Raw genomic sequence first — 19,554 nt, forward strand, 5'->3', positions numbered from 1 at the left:
TCAAAACTCACATTTTGATCTGCTGGACAAGTGATGGTTGGTTTGGTGTTATCCTCTGGAATGACGTTGAATGTACAGGTTTCAGTGTTTCCATTACCATCTGTCGCAGTGAGTGTGATGAGCTGAGTAGTAGTTATCGCTGTTCCCACAGCCGGAGATTGAGTGACGGTCACTGTACCGCAGTTGTCATCAGCGGTTGCCAGAGCGGTGTAGTCTGTTAGTGTAAACTCACAGTTGCTGTCAAAACTCACATTTTGATCCGCTGGACAAGTGATTATTGGTTTCGTATTATCAGCTGGGATGAGGTTGAAGGTACAAGTTTCAGTGTTTCCGTTACCATCATCAGCGGTTAGCGTGATGATTTGAGTAGAAGTAATTACTGTTCCAACTACTGGAGACTGAGTGACAGTTACTGTACCGCAGTTGTCATCAGTTGTTGCTAGAGTGGTGTAGTCTGTTAGTGTGAACTCACAGTTGCTGTCAAAACTGACATTTTGATCTGCTGGACAAGTGATGGTTGGTTTGGTGTTATCCTCTGGAATGACGTTGAATGTACAGGTTTCAGTATTTCCATTACCATCTGTCGCAGTGAGTGTGATAAGCTGAGTAGTAGTTATCGCTGTTCCCACAGCCGGAGATTGAGTGACGGTCACTGGACCGCAGTTGTCATCAGCGGTTGCCAGAGCGGTGTAGTCTGTTAGAGTAAACTCACAATTGGCGTCAAAACTCACATTTTGATCCGCTGGGCAGGTAATTGTTGGCTTGCTGTTATCGGCTGGAATGATATTGAATGTACAAGTTTCAGTGTTTCCGTTACCATCATCTGCTGTGAGCGTGATGAGTTGAGTAGTTGTGATTACTGTTCCGACAGCTGGAGATTGAGTGACGGTCACTGCACCGCAGTTGTCAGTGGTTGTCGCCAGAGACGTATAATCTGTTAACGTAAACTCACAATTGGCGTCAAAACTCACATTTTGATCCGCTGGACAAGTGATGGTTGGTTTGGTGTTATCAGCAGGTATGACGTTGAATGTACAAGTTTCAGTGTTTCCATTGCCATCATCTGCTGTTAGCGTGATGAGTTGAGAAGTTGTGATTACTGTTCCGACAGCCGGAGATTGAGTAACAGTGACTGTTCCACAATTGTCATCAGTTGTTGCCAGAGCGGTGTAGTCTGTTAGTGTGAACTCACAATTGGCGTCAAAACTCACATTTTGATCTGCTGGACAAGTGATGGTTGGTTTCGTATTATCAGCTGGGATGACGTTGAAGGTACAAGTTTCAGTGTTTCCGTTACCATCATCGGCGGTTAGCGTGATGAGTTGAGAAGTTGTGATCACGGTTCCGACAGTTGGAGATTGAGAGACGGTCACTGTACCACAGTTATCATCAGTTGTTGCCAGAGTGGTGTAGTCTGTTAGTGTGAACTCACAGTTGCTGTCAAAACTGACATTTTGATCGGCCGGACAAGTGATTGTTGGTTTGATGTTGTCAGTAAGTGTTAAATTAAAAGTACATGATGTGATGTTTCCATCTCCATCATTCGCTGTAAGTGTTATGGTTTGCGAAGAAGATAAAATTGATCCAGCAACGGGAGACTGTGAGATAGAAGGGGTACTGCAATTGTCAGAAGCAGATGCCAAACTGGTGTAATCCGGTAAGGTAAACTGGCAGTTGGAATCAAAATTTCCCGTCTGATTACCTGGGCAAGTGATGGTTGGTTTATCATTAACAATAGTGATGGTCTGATTTTTAGATACCGGACAGCCTCCATTGGTTGTGTAAGTGACCGTATAGGTAGCTGCTGTACTTGCAGAGAGGTCTATTTTTCCGTTAGTGGAGTTTACAGAAAGCCCGGAAGGTGAGCTGGTAAATGTACCGCCTGCATCTCCGGAGATCGTAGGTGTTGGATCAGATTCATTGGAGCAATAACTGCTTTTAGCATAGCTGAATGAGGCATCTTCAGCGATCCCTAGTTTAGCAATTATTTTAAGGTCTATATCTCTATTGTATACAGTAAGAATTTTTTCATTTCCATAATTAGTTGTAGTTATACTGTTCGATCCATCTCCATTGCCCTGTCCATCTCCATTGCTTATGATAATTAGTTGATCACTCGCATCTCCAGGATGCATGACTACTCCTATGTAGAAAGTGCTGGTGGTAGGTATTGGTAAAGAGGGCAACTTTACCCAGATGTCCTTAAAATTGTCGCTACTGATTCCGAATGAGGTAGGAGATAGTCCTGTAACTCCTCCAATTTCGGTTCCTGGCTTTCCGGAATTGTCATTATAGACGATCACATCAAAAGTCATGTCATCATCAACATCATTTAGCAATCCTATTCCAATTTGTACCGCTCCTACAGGAGTAGTCCCTGGAGCGGGGGAGGTAAATCCTTCAAAAATGGTTTTTTGGTCTGTGGCATTGTTTGAATTGCTTGGATCCGGAACTCCGGTTAAGTATCCACCTCCATAAGTGTATAAGGTCAGAGAGGGAGCTGGGTTCTCCCATTCATATGATAAAGTATCACAGTCTTGTCCATAAATGGGAAAACTAAATGACACTAGAAGGATAAAGTAAAAGACATGTTTTAATGAGCTACTTGCTAGGGCTGAAAAATTTCTCATATATGCTGGGCTGTAAAGTAGCTGTAAAGTTCAGTAAGCCCTATTTGGTAGTCAATTAGTAGTGTTACGTATTTCCCTACGTGGTGCTACTAATTTTATATGCAGAATTTCAGGAATGTGCTTGTGACGGCTCTATGTTTACCTTTGTTTTGTTCGGATGCTAAGGTTGTTTTTGTAGTATGTAATCAGAAAATTTTTGATACAAGTAAACCGGTTAAGTTCGACAGTATATGGTGGATTATACATGATCAGTTAGAGTATAATTAAAAACCATAAAAGACATTTTTTGTCTTGGATAGTAGATAATTAAGGCATTTTCTAAACATGTGCCAGTTGGGATTTACTAACACAAGGTGATTTATCTCAGGAACAGTCTTGAGGAGCTCAGCTAATACTGGAGATAGTGTTGACGTTGACACTGATAAATTTGATCGGACTTCACTAACACTTTAGCAGTTGGTTTGATACAAACTGGCCAAAGAAAGGATGAATACTATTGATTATATAGCAATTGGTAAAATGGAAAACCTCAACCAAACGGGTATGGCTGAGGTGATTAATTACTTGCCTGTGTAAGTAGAGGTAACTTTACTTTTTAGGTTGGCTAAACAATCCATGAATCTCTGCGTCGATGCGTTCAACGATCATGGAGAAGTCTTCAGGATTGTTTACAAAATCAAGGTTATTCACATCAATTACCAGTAAGTTTCCTTCCCGGTAATCACCGATCCACTCTGTGTAGTGTTCGTTTAGGTTTTTAAGATAATCGATGCGCATTCCACTCTCGTAATCTCTTCCTCGTTTCTGAATTTGATTAACCAGTTTAGGAATATCTGATTTCAAATAGATCAACAAATCTGGAGCAGAAATGTGCTCAACCATGCTATTGAATAGTGCCAAATAGGTGTGGTAATCTCGCTCATTTAGCATTTTGGATTTGTACAAGTTCATCGCAAAGATGTAGGCATCTTCATAGATCGTTCTGTCCTGTATGGCAGAGATCTTTTGATCTTGTATGGTCTTGATTTGGGAAAAACGACTGTTCAGAAAATGAATCTGCAAATGGAAAGCCCATTTCTGCATGTCATCATAAAAATCTGCGAGATATGGATTATCATCCACACTCTCAAATAACACATTCATTCCGTAATGATGTCCCAACTTCTCTGCCAGACTAGTCTTGCCTGATCCAATATTTCCACAAATCGCCATGTACATGGGCGCAAAAATAGAAGAGCTAGATTAGGAGGCTAAGCGATTGGCTAAAATCTTTTCCACAAAAATAAAAGGCGACCAACGGCCGCCTTTTGATGTGATTATTTTCTGTAGTCTGCCTGGCGCTCTACCATCCAACCAGGGTACTGCATTGGTAATGGACTTATTTTGTCAATTTTCTCTAGATCATCACTAGTTAGATTGATTTCAGTAGAAGCAATGTTCGCTTTCAGTTGTTCCAGTGTTTTTGCACCAATAATTGTACTGGTGATTCCTGGCTGATGACGTACCCATGCTAAAGCAACCTGAGCTACTGATACTTCATGATTTTTAGCAATCTCAGACATCACATCTACAAGATCATAAGCTTTTTCCTTGTTGATCGGAGGGAAGTCAAAGTTTGCTCTTCTTGATCCTTCTTCCTTACTGCCTTCTCTGGTAAACTTACCCGACAAGAAGCCTCCAGCTAGTGGACTCCAAGGGAAAATTGATAAGTTGTGATCGGCAGCCATTGGTACTAACTCATGCTCAATATCCCTTCCCGCTGCGGAATAGTAATATTGGAGTCCGATGAATTTGTGCCATCCATTGTAATGGGCAATGGCTTGTGCTTTTGCAACCATCCATGCCGGCCAGTTGCAGATGGCCACATATCGGACTTTGCCTGTCTCTACAATATCATTGAGAGTTCTCACAATATCCTCTACCGACGTTTTAGGATCAACACCATGAACATAAAGTATGTCTATGTGATCCATTTGTAATCTTTTTAGACTAGCATCTACTGAGTTGAATATGTGGTATCTAGACAGTCCAACATTATTTGGTTGCGGTCCCATGATGCCCATCACTTTCGTAGCAATGACTACTTCGTCTCGATTGATGTTCAGGTCTTTAAGTCCCTGGCCTAGCAATTGCTCAGACTGTCCAAAAGAGTAGACGTTTGCTGTATCTATGAAGTTAATACCTGATTCGATGACTGCTCCAAGCATTTCATTCACTTCTTTTTGCTGGAGTTTCCCAATCTGACTCCACATTCCCGCATCCTGACCTCCAAAGGTCATGGTGCCGAAGCATAATTCAGAAACTCTCAGTCCGATGTTGCCAACAAAATTGTATTTCATAGTTCTTGTTGATTTTGAGTTATTATACGGTTACTAAACATGACCAATAAGTCTATTGATCTGTTTAGCAAAGTTGAATAAACCTGGTAGTCAGCAGGTAGCCCCAATCAATCAAAAAGTATCAAAAATCAAACAATTGTTAGGTGTGCCTGAAACTGCGTGGTGTGACTTCTGCACGTTTTTTAAAAAACGAGATGAAATGTGAGGGTTCTTCAAATCCCAGACAATATCCAATCTGGTTGACTTGCCAATCGGTATGCTTTAAAAGGATACGGGCTTCTTGCTGAATCCGATCGGATATCAGTTGAGAAGTAGTCTTTCCCATAGCTGTTTTAAGTGCACGATTCAGGTGGTTGGTGTGTACTGCGAGGTTGTTGGCAAACTCGGCTGGAGCACGAAGTTTCATTTTTTGAATAGGTGATTCAATGGGGAATTGTCGTTCAAGTAGCTCTGTAAATAATGCAGATATGCGTTCATTGGCTGAGGAGTTTCCATACATAGATGCTTCAGCAGGCTGCAGCTTTATCGCTTTATGAATAAGCTGTATCACCAGGGTTTTCAGTAGATCATATTTGTAGCTGTAGTCAGAGTTAAGTTCCTGAATCATTTGCTGATACAACTCAAAGACTGGCTGAACTTGATCCTTTGGAAGGCTGTAAATAGGAATGTTCCCTGGTTGAAACATTGGATAATCTTTAAGCGAACCAAAATTGCTGAAAAACTCCTCTGTGAACACACAGAAATGTCCCGACTGTTCCTCACTTAACCGTTCCCAATTGTAAGGTACCATTGGATTCGCAAAAATCAATGTAGCTCCATCCACTTCGATGACTTTGTCAGCATAGTGATATCTGTTCTTCCCAATGATAAAGCTGATTTTGTAATATTCTCGTCGACTATATGGAACGGGCTTTGGTTCAGGTCCTAAAAAGTCATCATAATTAAAGACATTGAAATGACCAACGCCATTCCGTAGGCGGTCAGGGATGTGGTTGAATTTACGCTCATAAAATTCTTCTAAACTAAGGGGCTGATCCATTGTGTAAAGTTATATAATTCAAGTAATTGATTTTAATCATTTCAATGTAACGTTGTAAGAAACATATATATGTCTACCTTTGTAATCAACCGTAACAATATTTTTTTAGAATCTCAATTAAACAACCAGCTTATGAAGATTCCTTTTGATTACGGAAGATTGTCTCGTCTCATTTTTTTCAATGAATTGCCTATCCATAAGAGACAAACTTCAATGATGGATTATGATGGGGTATGTAAAACCGTAAAAATGTATGACTCAGGTAGAAATGAGATCATTCGAAAGTTACTGCGGGAAAAAACAGCATTGTTGAAGGCAAGTTTTTGGCCTTGGAAGCGAAATTTGGTCGAACGACACAAAGCCATTAATCTTCAATTAGAAGCATTGGGCGTGTTTCAGGGAAAGATTACTTGAATAGACTGCACTTTTTATTCTTAGTTAGTGTTGCGTAAATAACCAGACTCAAACGCATTTTTTAAACACTAATCATCAACGAATGAATCAAGCGAATTCTGGTTCCATTATGCAAGGGCTTCTTGCTGTTAAATCCAAGACTTTTTTAACTCCACATTACATCCGGATTGTGTTGTCTGGTGATGATATTGGCAATTTTGAATATGCCCAGGTTGGCGATAACAACAAGTTATTGATACCGAATGAGTATACTGATTTTACTGTTGAAGGTCGACCTGAAGGAGATATTAGGACCTATACGCTTAGGGCTTTGGATCTTGCCAAAGGTGAAATGACTGTAGATTTTGTGGCACATGGAGAAGAGGGGCCAGCTTCTAGTTGGGCGATAAATGCTCAGGTAAGCGATCAACTCATGGTCTTTATGAAGCAAAAGAATAAGCAATTATTCAAACCAGCAGATTGGTATGGTTTGGTGGGGGATCATACAGCACTGCCAGTGATCAGTGTAATTCTAGAATCTCTTCCAGAGGATGCGGTTGGTAAAGTTTTGTTAGAAGTATATTCCAGCGAGGATGTATTGGAACTACTAAAACCAGTCGGAGTTGATATCCAATGGATCTACAATGACCGTCCAGGAGAACAGACCTTGCTGCCGGATTTTTTCACCCAGGTAGAAATTCCTGAAAATGGAACACGGTTCTTGTTCTCAGCAGCAGAGTTTCAATCTGTAAGAGCTATTCAAGATCAAATCAGAAGCAAAGAATTTATCTCTCGTGATGAATGGCAGTCATTCTCTTATTGGAAATATGGTGTAGCTGAAAGCGATCCTAAAAACAATAAGAAAGAGCTAACGCACAGAGGTTAACTGCAATTACAACAATTGCAGTTTCCTGGCCATCACCAATATCTGGCCTGTATGATAAGCCGTGTGCTCTATGACCAGTAAAGCTTCTCTGAAAAGTGTTTGTCCTGTGCCATGAGCAAAAGGCTTATTAAGATCTGTTTTAGCGTCTAGAATCAGATCAATGAATTGCCGTCTTTCTTTAAAATAGGTTTCTTGAGCTACTTCCCATTCTTCTTCAATAATTGGAGCAAGGTCTGTTGTCCAATAGTCCTTCGGCCATTCGTAGTGCGTGTAATTGGGATCAATGCTGAAATCGAGTATGTCTTTCTGACAAAAGCTTAAGTGATGAAATTGCTGCCAAATGGTGTAGGGTAGTCCTTCAATAACAGTTCCCAGAGCTTCAAATGGGATTTTAGGGAGAAGTTTATCGATCGGAAGGAAGGCTTCTCCTCCTTGTATGTGTTTTACAAGTTGCTGCTTGATGGCGTCCATTAATAATATGTTTTTATCAGAGAACGCTCTTTCTGTGGATTGGTTCACTGACATGAGGAAAACTGGATAAGTCTTTTAGATTGGTTGGTGTCTACCATTATTAGTGATATTTTAGAAGTCTCATTAGCCAAATAACCAGCTCATGCAAAGTACTTCATCCAAATTTCAAGAGTTTGAACAGCCGCTTTCTGATAATCCAGAAATGGATAGATCCTATTTTTTGGCAGGATATCACTGGAATGATGAAAGTCAACTGGATCGATTTGTTAAAGAGGGAGTATGGATCAATGGCAATAAGAATCGATTAACCGAAGCGGTAAATTCAGCCAAACCTGGTGACGTCTTGTTTGCTAAAACAATCTGGGGCAAAGGAGAGGCAGAGGGGATTTTGACCTTGCAGGCAGTGGGTGTTGTAGCTCAAAACGTTCAGGATGGTCGAAATCTCAGGGTTAATTGGTTTCCATTTGCAGATCGTGTAGACTTAAAAACAGGTAGTCATTATCGGTATTCATTTCAATTGATTCGGGAGAAGTATTTGCCTGAAATACTGAAAGGAGTACAAGAGCAAGTTCCTGATTTACAGGCTATAATCAGTCGATTAAGTGCTTCTATTGATTTTATAACGCAGCCTGACTTAATAGAAAACGTTCTGTCTCGAACAGTTATCATCAACGATGGTGCTTATGCAGGAGAAGATCTGTTGAATATAGAGAATGATGTAAGATCGTTTGCCCTGTTGCTGGCTTCCAAGGAAGTAAAACCACCCTTGGCGATTGCCTTATTTGGACGCTGGGGATCAGGGAAGAGTTTCTTCATGCGTCAATTGAAGAAGCGTGTTGCTCGACTTTCAGAAAATCAGGGATTTGCACTAGGAAGCACTAACGATACTCAAGACTTGTTTTGTCGAGGGATCGCTCAAATTGAGTTTAACGCCTGGTCTTATTTAGATTCCAATCTTTGGGCAGGGTTAATTTCGAGCATTTTTGAGAAGTTGGATGAGTTCATTTCTGACAGGAGCAAAGGTGATCATGAGAAACTGCTGATCCGAAAAAAGCTCAGTGAAAAGCTCCACGTTTTAGCTAGTGAAAAGCAATTGATTGAAGAGAAGAAGTCTGATCTGATCATCAAACAGGAGGATTTAAAAGGGCGACTGGATAAGCTTCATCAGGAGAAAGCGGAAATGCTTTCCAATGTGGCCAATAAGCAGTTGGATGATCTGATTGATCAAGTTCGAAAGGACGTTGGACTAGAACAGAGGGATATTGATGAATTAGAGGAATATGGATTGTCACGAGAGCGTGTAGCTGTGCTTAATCCTGTTGCCTTGAAGGAAGAGCTAATGTCGTGGGTGACCTTCGTTAGAAATCTTTTTTGTTTTTCTCCTAAGCACATTTTCTGGTTTTCGGTATCGTTTCTACTCGCTATTCTTATTGCGATCAATCCCAACGATTTCCTGACACGCTATCTCGATTTTGTAGGAAGGAATGTGGCCATTATTGCTGGAATTGTTGGGCCATTTGTGGTTAAGTGGGTGAATACTTTCAATAAGTATCGCGGATTGTTGAAACCTGTGATTGATTACAAGAATGCTTATAATAATGCTTTAGAAAATGCGAAGTTCCAGCATCAGAAGGAAGTTGAGTTAATAGAAGCTAACCTTCAGCAAAAGCAGCAGGAGATCACTCAAGTAGAAGTGGAGCTGGCTAATGTGACTCATAAGATCAAAGATATTGAGTTCACATTGGAACATTTCATTGCACAGCGAGCCTTCAATAACTTCATTCAGAAGAAGATATCTAACAAGTCTTATGATGCACACCTCGGATTGATCTCTATCATACGTCGTGATTTCGAAACGCTAAGCGATCTGTTCGCAGAACTGAGTGAAGACTCGATTAATAATGATATAGAAGAGCGTAAAGCCTTTAAAAAGCTGTTTAAAGAAGAGCGTGTATTAGATCGCATTGTCCTTTACATCGATGATTTGGATAGATGTTCAGATGATAAGGTGCTTGAAGTGATACAGGCAGTGCATTTGTTAATGGCGTTTCCGCTGTTCAATGTAGTGGTAGGAGTAGATAAGCGATGTGTTCGCAATGCGCTATTGCTCAAAACCAAATTGGAATATCGAAAGATTGCCAAAATTGAAGAAATCGAAGAAATGGGAGTGGAGCTCATAACTCCAGGAGAATATCTGGAGAAGATCTTCCAAATCCCGTTTGAATTGAGGGAACCTGAAAGTAGTGATCTGGAAAGACTGGTAGAGGGTGTGTTGGAAAGTGAGATTGAGGAAGAGGTGGTTATGCCTGATCAAAAAGGAAAGAAGAGTCCAGTAATACCATCAAATGGTAAGCGTAAATCTCCCGATCAACCTCAATTGACACAACAGCTTGAGAGTATTCCTCATCCATTGGTTTCTTCCTCAATTGATTCATTGAAGTTGACTGAGCAAGAGGTGGTTCAGCTGAAGCAATTGGTAAGTATTGTTGGAAACACACCAAGAACGATTAAACGGTTTTTAAATATTTACCGGATGATTCGTTCTCATACCATTTTGAAATATGATAAGAACACAGAGCAGGATGTTTTCCTATTCATCATGTTTTTGCTGGCAGTGAGCACAGGCAAGTATCGGAGACATTCTGTTGAATTGAATCAAACACTGTATCAGAACAACCTTACGGTGCAAACAGCTATCAAGCAGATCTATGGAGATGCTGCTCCTTCGTTGATTGAGGATGTGAAAAAGCATCATGAAATAGCTCGCCTGCTGAAGTTTAAAGGTGCTTTATTAGATGATGAGCTGATACAGTTTATCGGACGATTCTCGTATGGTCAGGAGATGGTTTAGTATAGGTTTATATGCTTATAAGTTGATAATATAAGTGGTTGGGGTTATGTGTTTATAATCTAAAAAGCTTATATTTGATATTATAATCTGAATCACTTATAATGAAGTATGCAGTTTTAACCGGAGATGTCATTAATTCCACACAAGAATTAAGTGAAATGTGGTTGCCAGAATTAAAGGCGGTCTTAAATCAGTATGGACAAGAACCGGAAGCCTGGGAGATTTATCGTGGTGACAGTTTTCAGTTGCTAGTGAAGATGGAGGACGCTTTGGAAGCGGCAATTGCTGTAAAATTATCCATGATGCAGTTTGGCGCATTAAATGCTCGGGTGGCAATAGGACTGGGAGACGTAAGTTACCAATCAACTAAGGTGACGGAATCAAATGGCGAAGCATTTATCAGATCGGGTAAGACGTTTGACACCATGAAAAAGCGGACTCTGGCAATAAGCCTGGACAAGCCACTTATTGATGAGCTTTTGAATGGATTAATTGATTTTGGGGCTTACTTAATTGATGGGTGGAGTGTAAGTACGGTGAAAGTGATCAGGTTGGCATTGGCCAATCCGAATAAAACTCAAGTGGAACTTGCCAAAATGCTGGAAGTAAGTCAAGCCAATATTAGTGAAACATTCTCTCGTGCAGCCTATGATAAGATTCTTCAAATGATGCAGCTATATCGACATACCATTTCTACATTATGATACTCACTCTTTCTCTTAAACTACTATTGGCTCATTTGCTTGGGGACTTTGTATTACAGCCCAGCAGTTGGGTGAAGAACAAACTGACATTTGGCATCAGATCACCTTACTTGTATTGGCATGGTTTGATCCACGCAGTGCTACTTCTGGTTGTTCTGGAATTTAATTGGAGCACTTATGGTAGCGCCATACTGGTGATTGCATTCAGCCATTTGATTATTGACGGGATCAAAATCTCTCTAGAGAGACGGCAATCACGACCATGGCTGTTTTGGGTGGATCAATTGGCTCATTTGATCATTTTGGCATTGGTAGTTAAGCACTACACCTCTTATTTCATAGAGTTAGGTTTTCTTAATAACCCCAACACGTTGTTGTTAATTGTTTGTCTGGTTCTGGTCACCGGTGTATCCTCTGTGATTTTGAAAATCATCATGAATCAATGGGACTTGCAACGCTTTAGTATCGGTTCTTTGGAGAATGCAGGTCTTTATATCGGTATACTGGAGCGTTTGTTTGTATTCACTTTTGTGATAACAGATCATTGGCAAGCGATTGGCTTTCTGATTGCAGCAAAGTCTGCTTTCCGTTTTGGAGATCTTAGTAAGGCTAAGAATAAGAAAATGACAGAGTATGTCCTCATAGGTACACTCATCAGTTTCGGATTGGCCATTGTCATTGGTATCCTTTTTTTACGTTTCGCAACGTTTTTATAGTGCTAGGACAAAACAAAAAATGGTCAAACGGGTTTATACCTCATAACCGATTAACACACTATGGATATCAAACACGAATTAGAAACGAGAGTTAAAAAGCTAGAAGATCTAATTGAAACTAAAGGGATCGGATCAAAACAGCTTAATAAAGCGAGAAAAACGCAAAAATATCTCAACATCACGGTGTTGGGTGTCACCGTAGCAGCAGTGGTAGGTCTTGCGGCCTGGCTGAGTGCTGGTGAAGAATAATAAGAATTTAGATTTGAAATGGAAGGCTCCTATTCTTAATAGGGGCTTTTATTTTGCCTAAGGATTAAGTGAGTTGGTGAATTCTTATAGTTTTGCACCCCGCTTTCTCAAAGGCGCATTTTAGACTCTCAACGGACTGCCATGACCAACCTCTCTTGTGGAATTGACTTTGGAACTTCTAACTCGGCTATTGCCATCAATGAGGAGCACCGCATTCAATTGGTTCCAGTAGAACAGAATAGTTTGACGATTCCGAGTGCAATGTTCTACAAAAGGCGTCAGCATCAACCTTATTTTGGTAAAGAAGCCATGCAAATGTTCCTGGCTGGAGAGGAAGGTCGCTTCATGCGTAGTTTGAAACGTGTACTTGGTACTTCTATCATGAACCAGGGAACCATGATCAATGGGAAACCCTTAAAATTTCAAAAGATAATTGGTGGATTTGTTCAAAACCTCAAAGAGAAAGCCGAAGCGGAGAATCAGCAATCTATCGAGCATGTGGTCATGGGACGGCCAGTTCATTTTGTGGATCACAATGTACCTGCAGATGATCAGGCACAACTAGAACTGGAAGAGATAGCCAGAAGTGTAGGTTTTAAGCATGTAGAGTTTCAGTTTGAACCTATTGCAGCTGCTTATGCGCATGAGGTTGGTTTGTTATCCGAAAAGCTGGCGCTTATAGTGGATATTGGTGGGGGTACATCGGATTTTACGGTGATTAAACTGTCTAATAAATACATAACCAAATCAGACAGAACAGAAGATATTCTGGCTAACACAGGAGTAAGAGTAGGAGGCAACGATTTTGACAAAAACCTTAGTTTATCAGCTTTCATGCCAGAGTTTGGGTACCGATCTACTTATGGTGACAAAGGACTTGAAGTGCCTTTAAAGCCATTCCATGAAATGTCAGAATGGAGTAAGGTCAACTTCTTATACACTCCGAAAATCCTTATGCAAACCAGACAGATGGTCGCTCAATCTCATGATCGGGTTCGCTATCAAAGGATGTTGTCACTTCTGGAAAATGAGACAGGGCATACTTTGCTCGAAACCATTGAGCATTCAAAAATTGAGCTAACTAATTCGACCACCGTTACAGCTCCACTCGAGTACATCGAAACAGGGTTGAGTATTGATGTGGAGAGTACAGTATTTGAATTGGCTATTCAGAAAAACCTTGAGAAGATTTCTGCCGAGGCATTGAAGTGTGTGGAGTTGGCAGGAATCACTCCTGAAGCAATAGGCTTAGTAGTGTTGACTGGTGGCTCAACTGAAATCCCTTTGGTACAGCATTTGTTTAAAAATCTCTTTGCCAACGCTGATATTTCGGAGGAAAACAAACTTTCCAGTGTGACCATCGGTTTAGCTCACGAAGCTGGAAGGAAGTTTAAATAGAACTCCAGTAGATTAAACCTCTGGAGTTCTGAGTGCGATTATTATCTCTCGTAGAAGGCTGGTGGCTCAATTCCTAGCGAGCGTAAATAGACATAAGCTTGTCCACGATGATGAATTTCATTGTCCAGGAAATAGCAAATCTGAGAGTATACCGGGAACTCCCATTGACCAAATAGGCTAATCGGTTGATCCCAACCATTTGCAGGAATCTGCGACCAGTACTTCTTGATTTCTTCAGTGGATTCATCCCAAAGTTTAAGTATCAATTCTTTGCTGTTTTGATGATCAAAGTGCTCTTTGAATTCTGGTGTTTCACCAGTTGCTATTTGTTTCAAGCCTGGTGCAGCAATACCTAAAAGTTCCATCACCATTTCTGCAAACGGTCTCATGCCTCCAATAGAATAACTGAAAAATTGTTCTTCGGGAAATGCTTCTATCGTTCTTCTAGTAAGTCCTCGGTGTCCAAGATAGTTGTTTAGAAGATCTTCTGGTGAAATGAAGGTCTTGGTTCGGTTTTCTGCTGTCATTGTAGTTTCCATAATTGAGATTTTGTATGATTTGATACAAAGATTCTGATGGAGAGTGACAGCCTTATGTCACTCTGTTTTTGGTCAACTAAAAATAGTATCGAAATGGCTGGAGTTGCGAAACCGATAAGCTGGATGTCAAGAGCATATTAATATAATTCTAATGGTACTTTAATGTTTTTTTAAAAGAAATGAGGGGAAGAAAATCGTTTAGACTGAAAAGAGCTTCAAAGCAATGAAAAAACTTAAAATATCATATCTGGAGTATAGTAAGCTAATTCTTATAAAGGTAAGCTTTGACCAGCGTCTATTTAGAAAAGAATACCGAAAAGCACTGGTGCACCTCACTTTACATGATAGACAAAAATTAAAGATGTGGTGTAGGGAGAGTTTGTAAATAAGGTCCAGGGTGAATCCTATATTAAGGACAATTATAAGGGATTTACAGACCTATTGATAATTAATGTACGAATGAACAGGAAATCCAGAATTTCTCCTGAATTGGATGCTTATTTGGTGGCATGAATCCCAGTGAATTAGTTCTAAAATAAAATTATTCACTTTTTCATGAGCATATTCATCCAACCAATTCAGTCATAGTACATGAAACACTTAGTATTTCTATTCGCATTCTCCGCACTGACTATACAGTCATGTTCTCGTTATTCGGCCTACGAGAATGTACCTGAACAAGTGATTACGGCCTTCGAAACCAAATTCCCAGAGGTTGAAAATGTGGCCTGGAGCTTGACTTCTAATGGAGATTGGATGGCGAAATTCAGTGTATATCATAATGGTTATTCAGCTTTTTTTAACGAAAAAGGCGAATGGTTAGAAACGGATCATAAGATTATCACTTCAGCAGTGCCTCTCAATGTGAAGTTGGCATTACATGACAATTACCAGCAATATGAGATTGAAAGCGTATTTGTTGCAGAGAAACAATCTGGAAAATTTTTTGAAATGGCCATCATGACTCATGGACATGTATTGGATGTAGAAGCAAATTCATTGGGGACCTTAACCAAAGAAGAAGAGCATAAATAAATAATCAAAATGTGTTGTTGATTATGAAGGACAGTGTCACGTTTCAGGCATTGTCCTTTTTCTATTTCAAATAGTCAATATTTCAATTTTTGTTTTTTGATGTCGTTAATCAAGCTTGCGATCTACTTTTTATCTTTGACCAGCGAAATATCCTTTACTTGTAGCCAGAGCCGCATTTCTATTCGTTCATTGGGAGTTAGGTATTTAATACCTTTTCGATACTCTTTGATCAAAAGATTCCTGTTAAAACTAATTTTTTCCAGAATCATCTTGAGGTAGTCCACCATAGATGTCTTGAATTTCAAGTTCTTAAATTGTCTTATGTTCATTTACCTATTCCGTTTTATGATGGGATACTTGTTCCCATTGTTGTCTTCTTACATAAAAATGATCTACATGCTTTCGTATTTTGTTTATTCTGGTTGTTAACCGCTTTAAGTAACGATACATAACCACCTCTTGAGCGTACACTCTGCTACCGTATGAATGAGATGAAAATGCTGCGCTGTAATGAACAGCATGTTTTTCTATGTTGCTTTGAAATGAGCACTGATCTTTAAAGAAATCATTAAACGCGGTTGGGTTATGTTTTTGATCCAGCTTATCCATATGTTTCAACAGCTTTTTGATAATCCTTTGAGAATGCTTGTAAGGCGTTTGATTTAGATCAAATTCCAATAAGTCATGGTATAAATGAATTTGGTCTAGCAGGTTGAAAATAGTCTCGCGGTAGCTGTCGTCTTGACAAAATGATTTCAGGTTTCTGTATTCTGAAAGCGCCATTAATTCAATATGTGCTTTTGAAGAAAGGGCTAAAATTTTCTTTTCAAGGTTTTCGGTTAACGAACTTTCTGCACACATAGATATTCCAGGCTTAGAATGTACAGGAAATGAACTAATGATTAATGTAAAAATAAGTGCAGCAGCAGATGTTGATTTCATCTGCATAAAGTAAGATGCTTTTCCCCTATTAATGTATCAGAATTTATTGTGATAAAATATAAGGGCAAATACTTATAATTCGATGAATGAATGCCTAAAGGTAGCTTGTTTATGAATCCTTCGTTTCTTGAAAAAGTAAGGTGCAATGATCTTATTTCATGAAAAAATGGATCCTTCTTAGGGTAATATGACTCAGAACCATAAGCATAACGTTAAATACGCAAGTTAGATTGATGGATCTAAAATTCATCTCAGAAGACGTTCCGTACAATATTTGATAAAAAAGACTTTAAAGAACTCAGGATGTTTTAGTTAGAATTGATAATTTCATTGTTCCAACTAACCAGCTTGATATGAAAAGTGTAGCGTGCAGATCGATACTTAGATCCATTTTTTGTGCCTTTTTCTTTTGTTTTGTACTGTTTTCTCAATCTCAATCAAAAGAACAATTGGATAGTATTCGACATTATGCGGATACCAGTAGTAGTTATGATATAAGTGTTAAAAACTATCTCAAGTTGGCTCATTATTACGCGAAGCGTCAAAGAGCCGATAGCATTGATAAATATGCTGAATTGGCAGATAGTTTGTTACAATTCATTCCTCATAGGGACCAATATGACTATAAAATCTATTCAAATAAGCTTTGGGCCAATTGGATTCGAGGAAATTATGTAGAAGCAACAGATTGGGCTATTTTACTAGATCCCGAATTGGAAAAAATCAATACGCAGATTGCTTCAGGAGAATATCCAATTGTTGAGAATATCCCTGATACCATTTATCTCAATGAGCATTGGAATGCGCTTTCAGATCTTTATAGAAAGATTGGTGATTTTGAAAAGTCCTACGCATATGTGATCAAGTCATTGGAATATGCACAATCAATTTCATATGAATATGGAATTGCAGACTCCTACAATAATCTAGGAATCCTCTATGACCTTCAGGATCAGCCAGAAGAAGCTATTGTTCACTACAACAAAGCCATAGAAATAAATAAGCGATTAGGAAAGAATAGAAGGTGGCAGCTTGGTACAAATTACAACAACCTGGGAATCATTTTCAAAAACAAGGAAACCTTCGATAGTTCGCAATTAATGTATGAGGCAGCATTGTCCATAATGGTAGAAATGAAACAAGACTATGGCCGAGGTGTGGTTTTGGATAACCTGGGTACCATGTTCAATAAAAAAGGAGATTATGATGAGGCAGTAATTTATCATCAACAAGCATTGGAACTGATGCGTGAGTTGGGCTCCAGGGATCAAGAGTCTGAAATTTCAATCAATTTGTCTGATAATTATTTGAATTTGGGAGAACTGGATAAAGCACAGGAACTAGCTGAGGCTGCATTTCAAATAGCAAAGACGGATGAACAATGGGAAAATGTCAGAACTGGTTCTAAAATGCTTTCACAGATATATGAGGCAAAGGGTAATACCGCCAAAGCACTGGAGTTTTATAAGACTTTTCATGATGAATATGAACGATTTCAAAATGAAGAAACTAGCGATGCTGTTGAGAATCTACGTATAAAGTATGAAACACAGCAAAAAATTAATGAGAATGAGTTGTTAAAAACGCAAGTTACCGTCTCAGAATCACGAATAGAAAGGCAGCAGTTGTACATAGTAATTGTAGCCGTTGTGCTTGTGTTTGTATTGGTTATTCTTTTCATCTTATATAAGGTTTACCAGCATAGTAAGCGTCAGCGTAGAGTAATCGAGGAGCAGGCTAATAAATTACAAGAGTTGGACCAATACAAATCTCGCTTTTTCGCCAATATTTCCCACGATTTACGTACTCCATTGACCTTAATTGGCGGACGATTAAATCAATTAAAAGAGGATTCATCAAATATTCTTTCAGTGCAGTCTCAAAGCTATCTGGAAAGTTTAATAGAATATAATAAACATTTGCAGGTATTGGTTGATGACATGAAAGAGCTTATGGTCATTGAGTCAGGCAAAATCAACCTCAATTTTGAATGTAAACCTGTTCTGTCTTATGTAAAAAGTACCGTTTATTTATTCCAGTCTTATGCCGATTTAAAGAACATAAATTTACTTTTTGAGCAAACATTTGACGATGATAGGGTCATACATCTTGATAGCAATCAGATCAACAAAGTAATTTATAACCTGCTGAGTAATGCCTTTAAATTTACCGATACCGGAGGAACAGTTTCGGTTTTTTTAGATGCTAATGAAAATGGAATAGAACTTAAAGTTTCAGATACAGGTATTGGAATAGAAAAGAGTCATTTAGATAAAATCTTCAATAGGTACTATCAAGCCGATAATCAATATTTTCAAAGAGAGGGATTAGGCATTGGGCTCAGTTTGGTGAAAGAGATTGTGGAGCTACATAGCGGAGTGGTCACAGTAGAGAGCGAAATACACAAGGGCACTACATTTACTGTCTTTCTTCCTTATAATTTGGACAAGGATGTGGAAGCTGTAGTTCCATCGAGTGTTAAGGAGTTTTCTCTAGCAAATTTGCAGCCTCAGGAACATGTGGTTCAGAAATTTAGCACCAACCCTACGACGGGTAATGAAGTAGTATTGATAGTAGATGATCATGATGATGTAAGAGGATATATACATGAAGTTCTTCAGGAACATTTTAATGTTCTAGAAGCGACTAATGGTGAGGAAGCACTAAAAGTTTTGGGGCAGCGAAAGGTAGATGTAGTAGTTACTGATTTGATGATGCCATTTATGGATGGTTTTGGTTTACTAGATGCAATGAACGATGATCCCCGATTTACCAAATTGCCAATACTGGTTGTGTCAGCTAGAGTAGGGCTTGAAGAGCGAAGAGAAGTGCTAAATAAAGGAGTGAATGACTTCTTAAGTAAGCCATTTGATAAGGAAGAAATGATTCTTAGAGTACGCAATTTACTCAATGGTGCTCAGCAAACTGGACAGCAGGTACATGCTGAATCTGATTTACGGGAAACGGTATTAGACAAATTGGATCATTACCTCATCAAGAATATTGATCGTCAGATATCTGTAGAAGAACTTGCTAATGAACTCCTGACGAGTAATCGAAACCTGTACCGCATGATAAAGACGTTAACAGGAATGACACCTCTAGAATATCAGAATGATTTGAAATACAAATTTGCATATGAAATGCTTTCATCACAACAGGTATCCTCATTGAAGGAAGCTTCCATGGCCATAGGTGTGAAGAATGTTACCTATTTCAAAAAGCAAATGGAAAGCAGATTTGGAAATAATTTTGTGAAATTCTTATCATAAAATAATTTATAAGTACTTGAAAAATAGGTTGTTACGATCTGTTGGCATAAATGTAAAATTTTTGGCAGGTTTCTAAATTGTTCTCATTGA

Annotated in this window: 16 protein-coding genes and 1 pseudogene; 9 read left to right on the forward strand and 8 right to left on the reverse strand. The window is 39.2% G+C overall.

Features of this window, described 5'->3' with window-relative positions; genetic code table 11:
- The 4 genes and pseudogenes from NXS00_RS25720 to NXS00_RS25735 all read right to left on the reverse strand — a co-directional run.
- Positions 1-2,630: pseudogene (locus NXS00_RS25720) on the reverse strand (hypothetical protein); the annotation flags it as partial.
- 588 nt (positions 2,631-3,218) lie between these two features.
- A complete protein-coding gene (locus NXS00_RS25725; RefSeq protein ID WP_258102172.1) occupies positions 3,219-3,848 on the reverse strand; it encodes a deoxynucleoside kinase in 630 nt (209 codons plus the stop codon).
- Positions 3,849-3,946: 98 nt separating this feature from the next.
- Complete coding sequence (locus tag NXS00_RS25730) at positions 3,947-4,969, reverse strand: aldo/keto reductase (RefSeq protein WP_258102173.1); 1,023 nt, start codon at positions 4,967-4,969, stop codon at positions 3,947-3,949.
- Positions 4,970-5,108: 139 nt separating this feature from the next.
- Positions 5,109-6,008 carry a helix-turn-helix domain-containing protein gene (locus NXS00_RS25735; protein WP_258102174.1) on the reverse strand — a complete coding sequence of 300 codons (900 nt, stop codon included), beginning with the start codon at positions 6,006-6,008 and terminating at the stop codon, positions 5,109-5,111.
- A gap of 132 nt (positions 6,009-6,140) precedes the next feature.
- On the opposite strand from NXS00_RS25735, the gene NXS00_RS25740 reads away from it, so the two are divergent.
- Together NXS00_RS25740 and NXS00_RS25745 are read left to right on the forward strand one after the other, a co-directional pair.
- Positions 6,141-6,422: a hypothetical protein gene (locus tag NXS00_RS25740; protein ID WP_258102175.1), complete on the forward strand. Its 282-nt coding sequence runs from the start codon at positions 6,141-6,143 to the stop codon at positions 6,420-6,422.
- Between the two features lie 82 nt (positions 6,423-6,504).
- The gene (locus NXS00_RS25745) at positions 6,505-7,287 is read left to right on the forward strand and encodes a siderophore-interacting protein (protein WP_258102176.1); all 783 of its coding nucleotides are present in this window, start codon (positions 6,505-6,507) and stop codon (positions 7,285-7,287) included.
- Between the two features lie 6 nt (positions 7,288-7,293).
- Here the strand turns inward: NXS00_RS25745 and NXS00_RS25750 are convergent, their stop codons facing one another.
- Positions 7,294-7,812: a DinB family protein gene (locus tag NXS00_RS25750; RefSeq protein ID WP_258102177.1), complete on the reverse strand. Its 519-nt coding sequence runs from the start codon at positions 7,810-7,812 to the stop codon at positions 7,294-7,296.
- Between the two features lie 88 nt (positions 7,813-7,900).
- On the opposite strand from NXS00_RS25750, the gene NXS00_RS25755 reads away from it, so the two are divergent.
- The 5 genes from NXS00_RS25755 (at position 7,901) to NXS00_RS25775 (ending at position 13,676) form a co-directional block, all read left to right on the forward strand.
- A complete protein-coding gene (locus NXS00_RS25755) occupies positions 7,901-10,609 on the forward strand; it encodes a P-loop NTPase fold protein (RefSeq protein WP_258102178.1) in 2,709 nt (902 codons plus the stop codon).
- Between the two features lie 101 nt (positions 10,610-10,710).
- On the forward strand, positions 10,711-11,313 hold the full coding sequence (locus tag NXS00_RS25760) for a SatD family protein (RefSeq protein WP_258102179.1): 603 nt from the start codon (positions 10,711-10,713) through the stop codon (positions 11,311-11,313).
- Positions 11,310-12,029, forward strand: a complete 720-nt coding sequence (locus NXS00_RS25765; protein ID WP_258102180.1) for a DUF3307 domain-containing protein — start codon at positions 11,310-11,312, stop codon at positions 12,027-12,029. The genes NXS00_RS25760 and NXS00_RS25765 overlap by 4 nt, the downstream gene beginning before the upstream one ends.
- A gap of 60 nt (positions 12,030-12,089) precedes the next feature.
- A complete protein-coding gene (locus NXS00_RS25770) occupies positions 12,090-12,278 on the forward strand; it encodes a hypothetical protein (RefSeq protein ID WP_258102181.1) in 189 nt (62 codons plus the stop codon).
- Positions 12,279-12,419: 141 nt separating this feature from the next.
- On the forward strand, positions 12,420-13,676 hold the full coding sequence (locus NXS00_RS25775; RefSeq protein WP_258102182.1) for an Hsp70 family protein: 1,257 nt from the start codon (positions 12,420-12,422) through the stop codon (positions 13,674-13,676).
- A gap of 41 nt (positions 13,677-13,717) precedes the next feature.
- Here NXS00_RS25775 and NXS00_RS25780 read toward each other — a convergent pair whose 3' ends face one another.
- Positions 13,718-14,215, reverse strand: coding sequence for a DinB family protein (locus NXS00_RS25780; RefSeq protein ID WP_258102183.1), 498 nt, complete (start codon positions 14,213-14,215; stop codon positions 13,718-13,720).
- A gap of 591 nt (positions 14,216-14,806) precedes the next feature.
- Between NXS00_RS25780 and NXS00_RS25785 the strand changes: the two genes are divergently transcribed.
- Positions 14,807-15,250, forward strand: coding sequence for a PepSY-like domain-containing protein (locus NXS00_RS25785; RefSeq protein WP_258102184.1), 444 nt, complete (start codon positions 14,807-14,809; stop codon positions 15,248-15,250).
- A 122-nt stretch (positions 15,251-15,372) separates the two neighbouring features.
- On the opposite strand, the gene NXS00_RS25790 is transcribed toward NXS00_RS25785, so the two are convergent.
- Both NXS00_RS25790 and NXS00_RS25795 read right to left on the reverse strand, forming a co-directional pair.
- Complete coding sequence (locus NXS00_RS25790) at positions 15,373-15,579, reverse strand: hypothetical protein (protein WP_258102185.1); 207 nt, start codon at positions 15,577-15,579, stop codon at positions 15,373-15,375.
- 4 nt (positions 15,580-15,583) lie between these two features.
- The gene (locus NXS00_RS25795) at positions 15,584-16,192 is read right to left on the reverse strand and encodes a hypothetical protein (RefSeq protein WP_258102186.1); all 609 of its coding nucleotides are present in this window, start codon (positions 16,190-16,192) and stop codon (positions 15,584-15,586) included.
- A 353-nt stretch (positions 16,193-16,545) separates the two neighbouring features.
- Between NXS00_RS25795 and NXS00_RS25800 the strand changes: the two genes are divergently transcribed.
- On the forward strand, positions 16,546-19,464 hold the full coding sequence (locus tag NXS00_RS25800) for a tetratricopeptide repeat protein (protein WP_258102187.1): 2,919 nt from the start codon (positions 16,546-16,548) through the stop codon (positions 19,462-19,464).
- Positions 19,465-19,554: the final 90 nt, after the last annotated feature.

Origin of the sequence: Marinoscillum pacificum (assembly GCF_024714495.1) — a bacterium.
Classification (GTDB): Bacteria; Bacteroidota; Bacteroidia; order Cytophagales; family Cyclobacteriaceae; genus Marinoscillum; species Marinoscillum pacificum.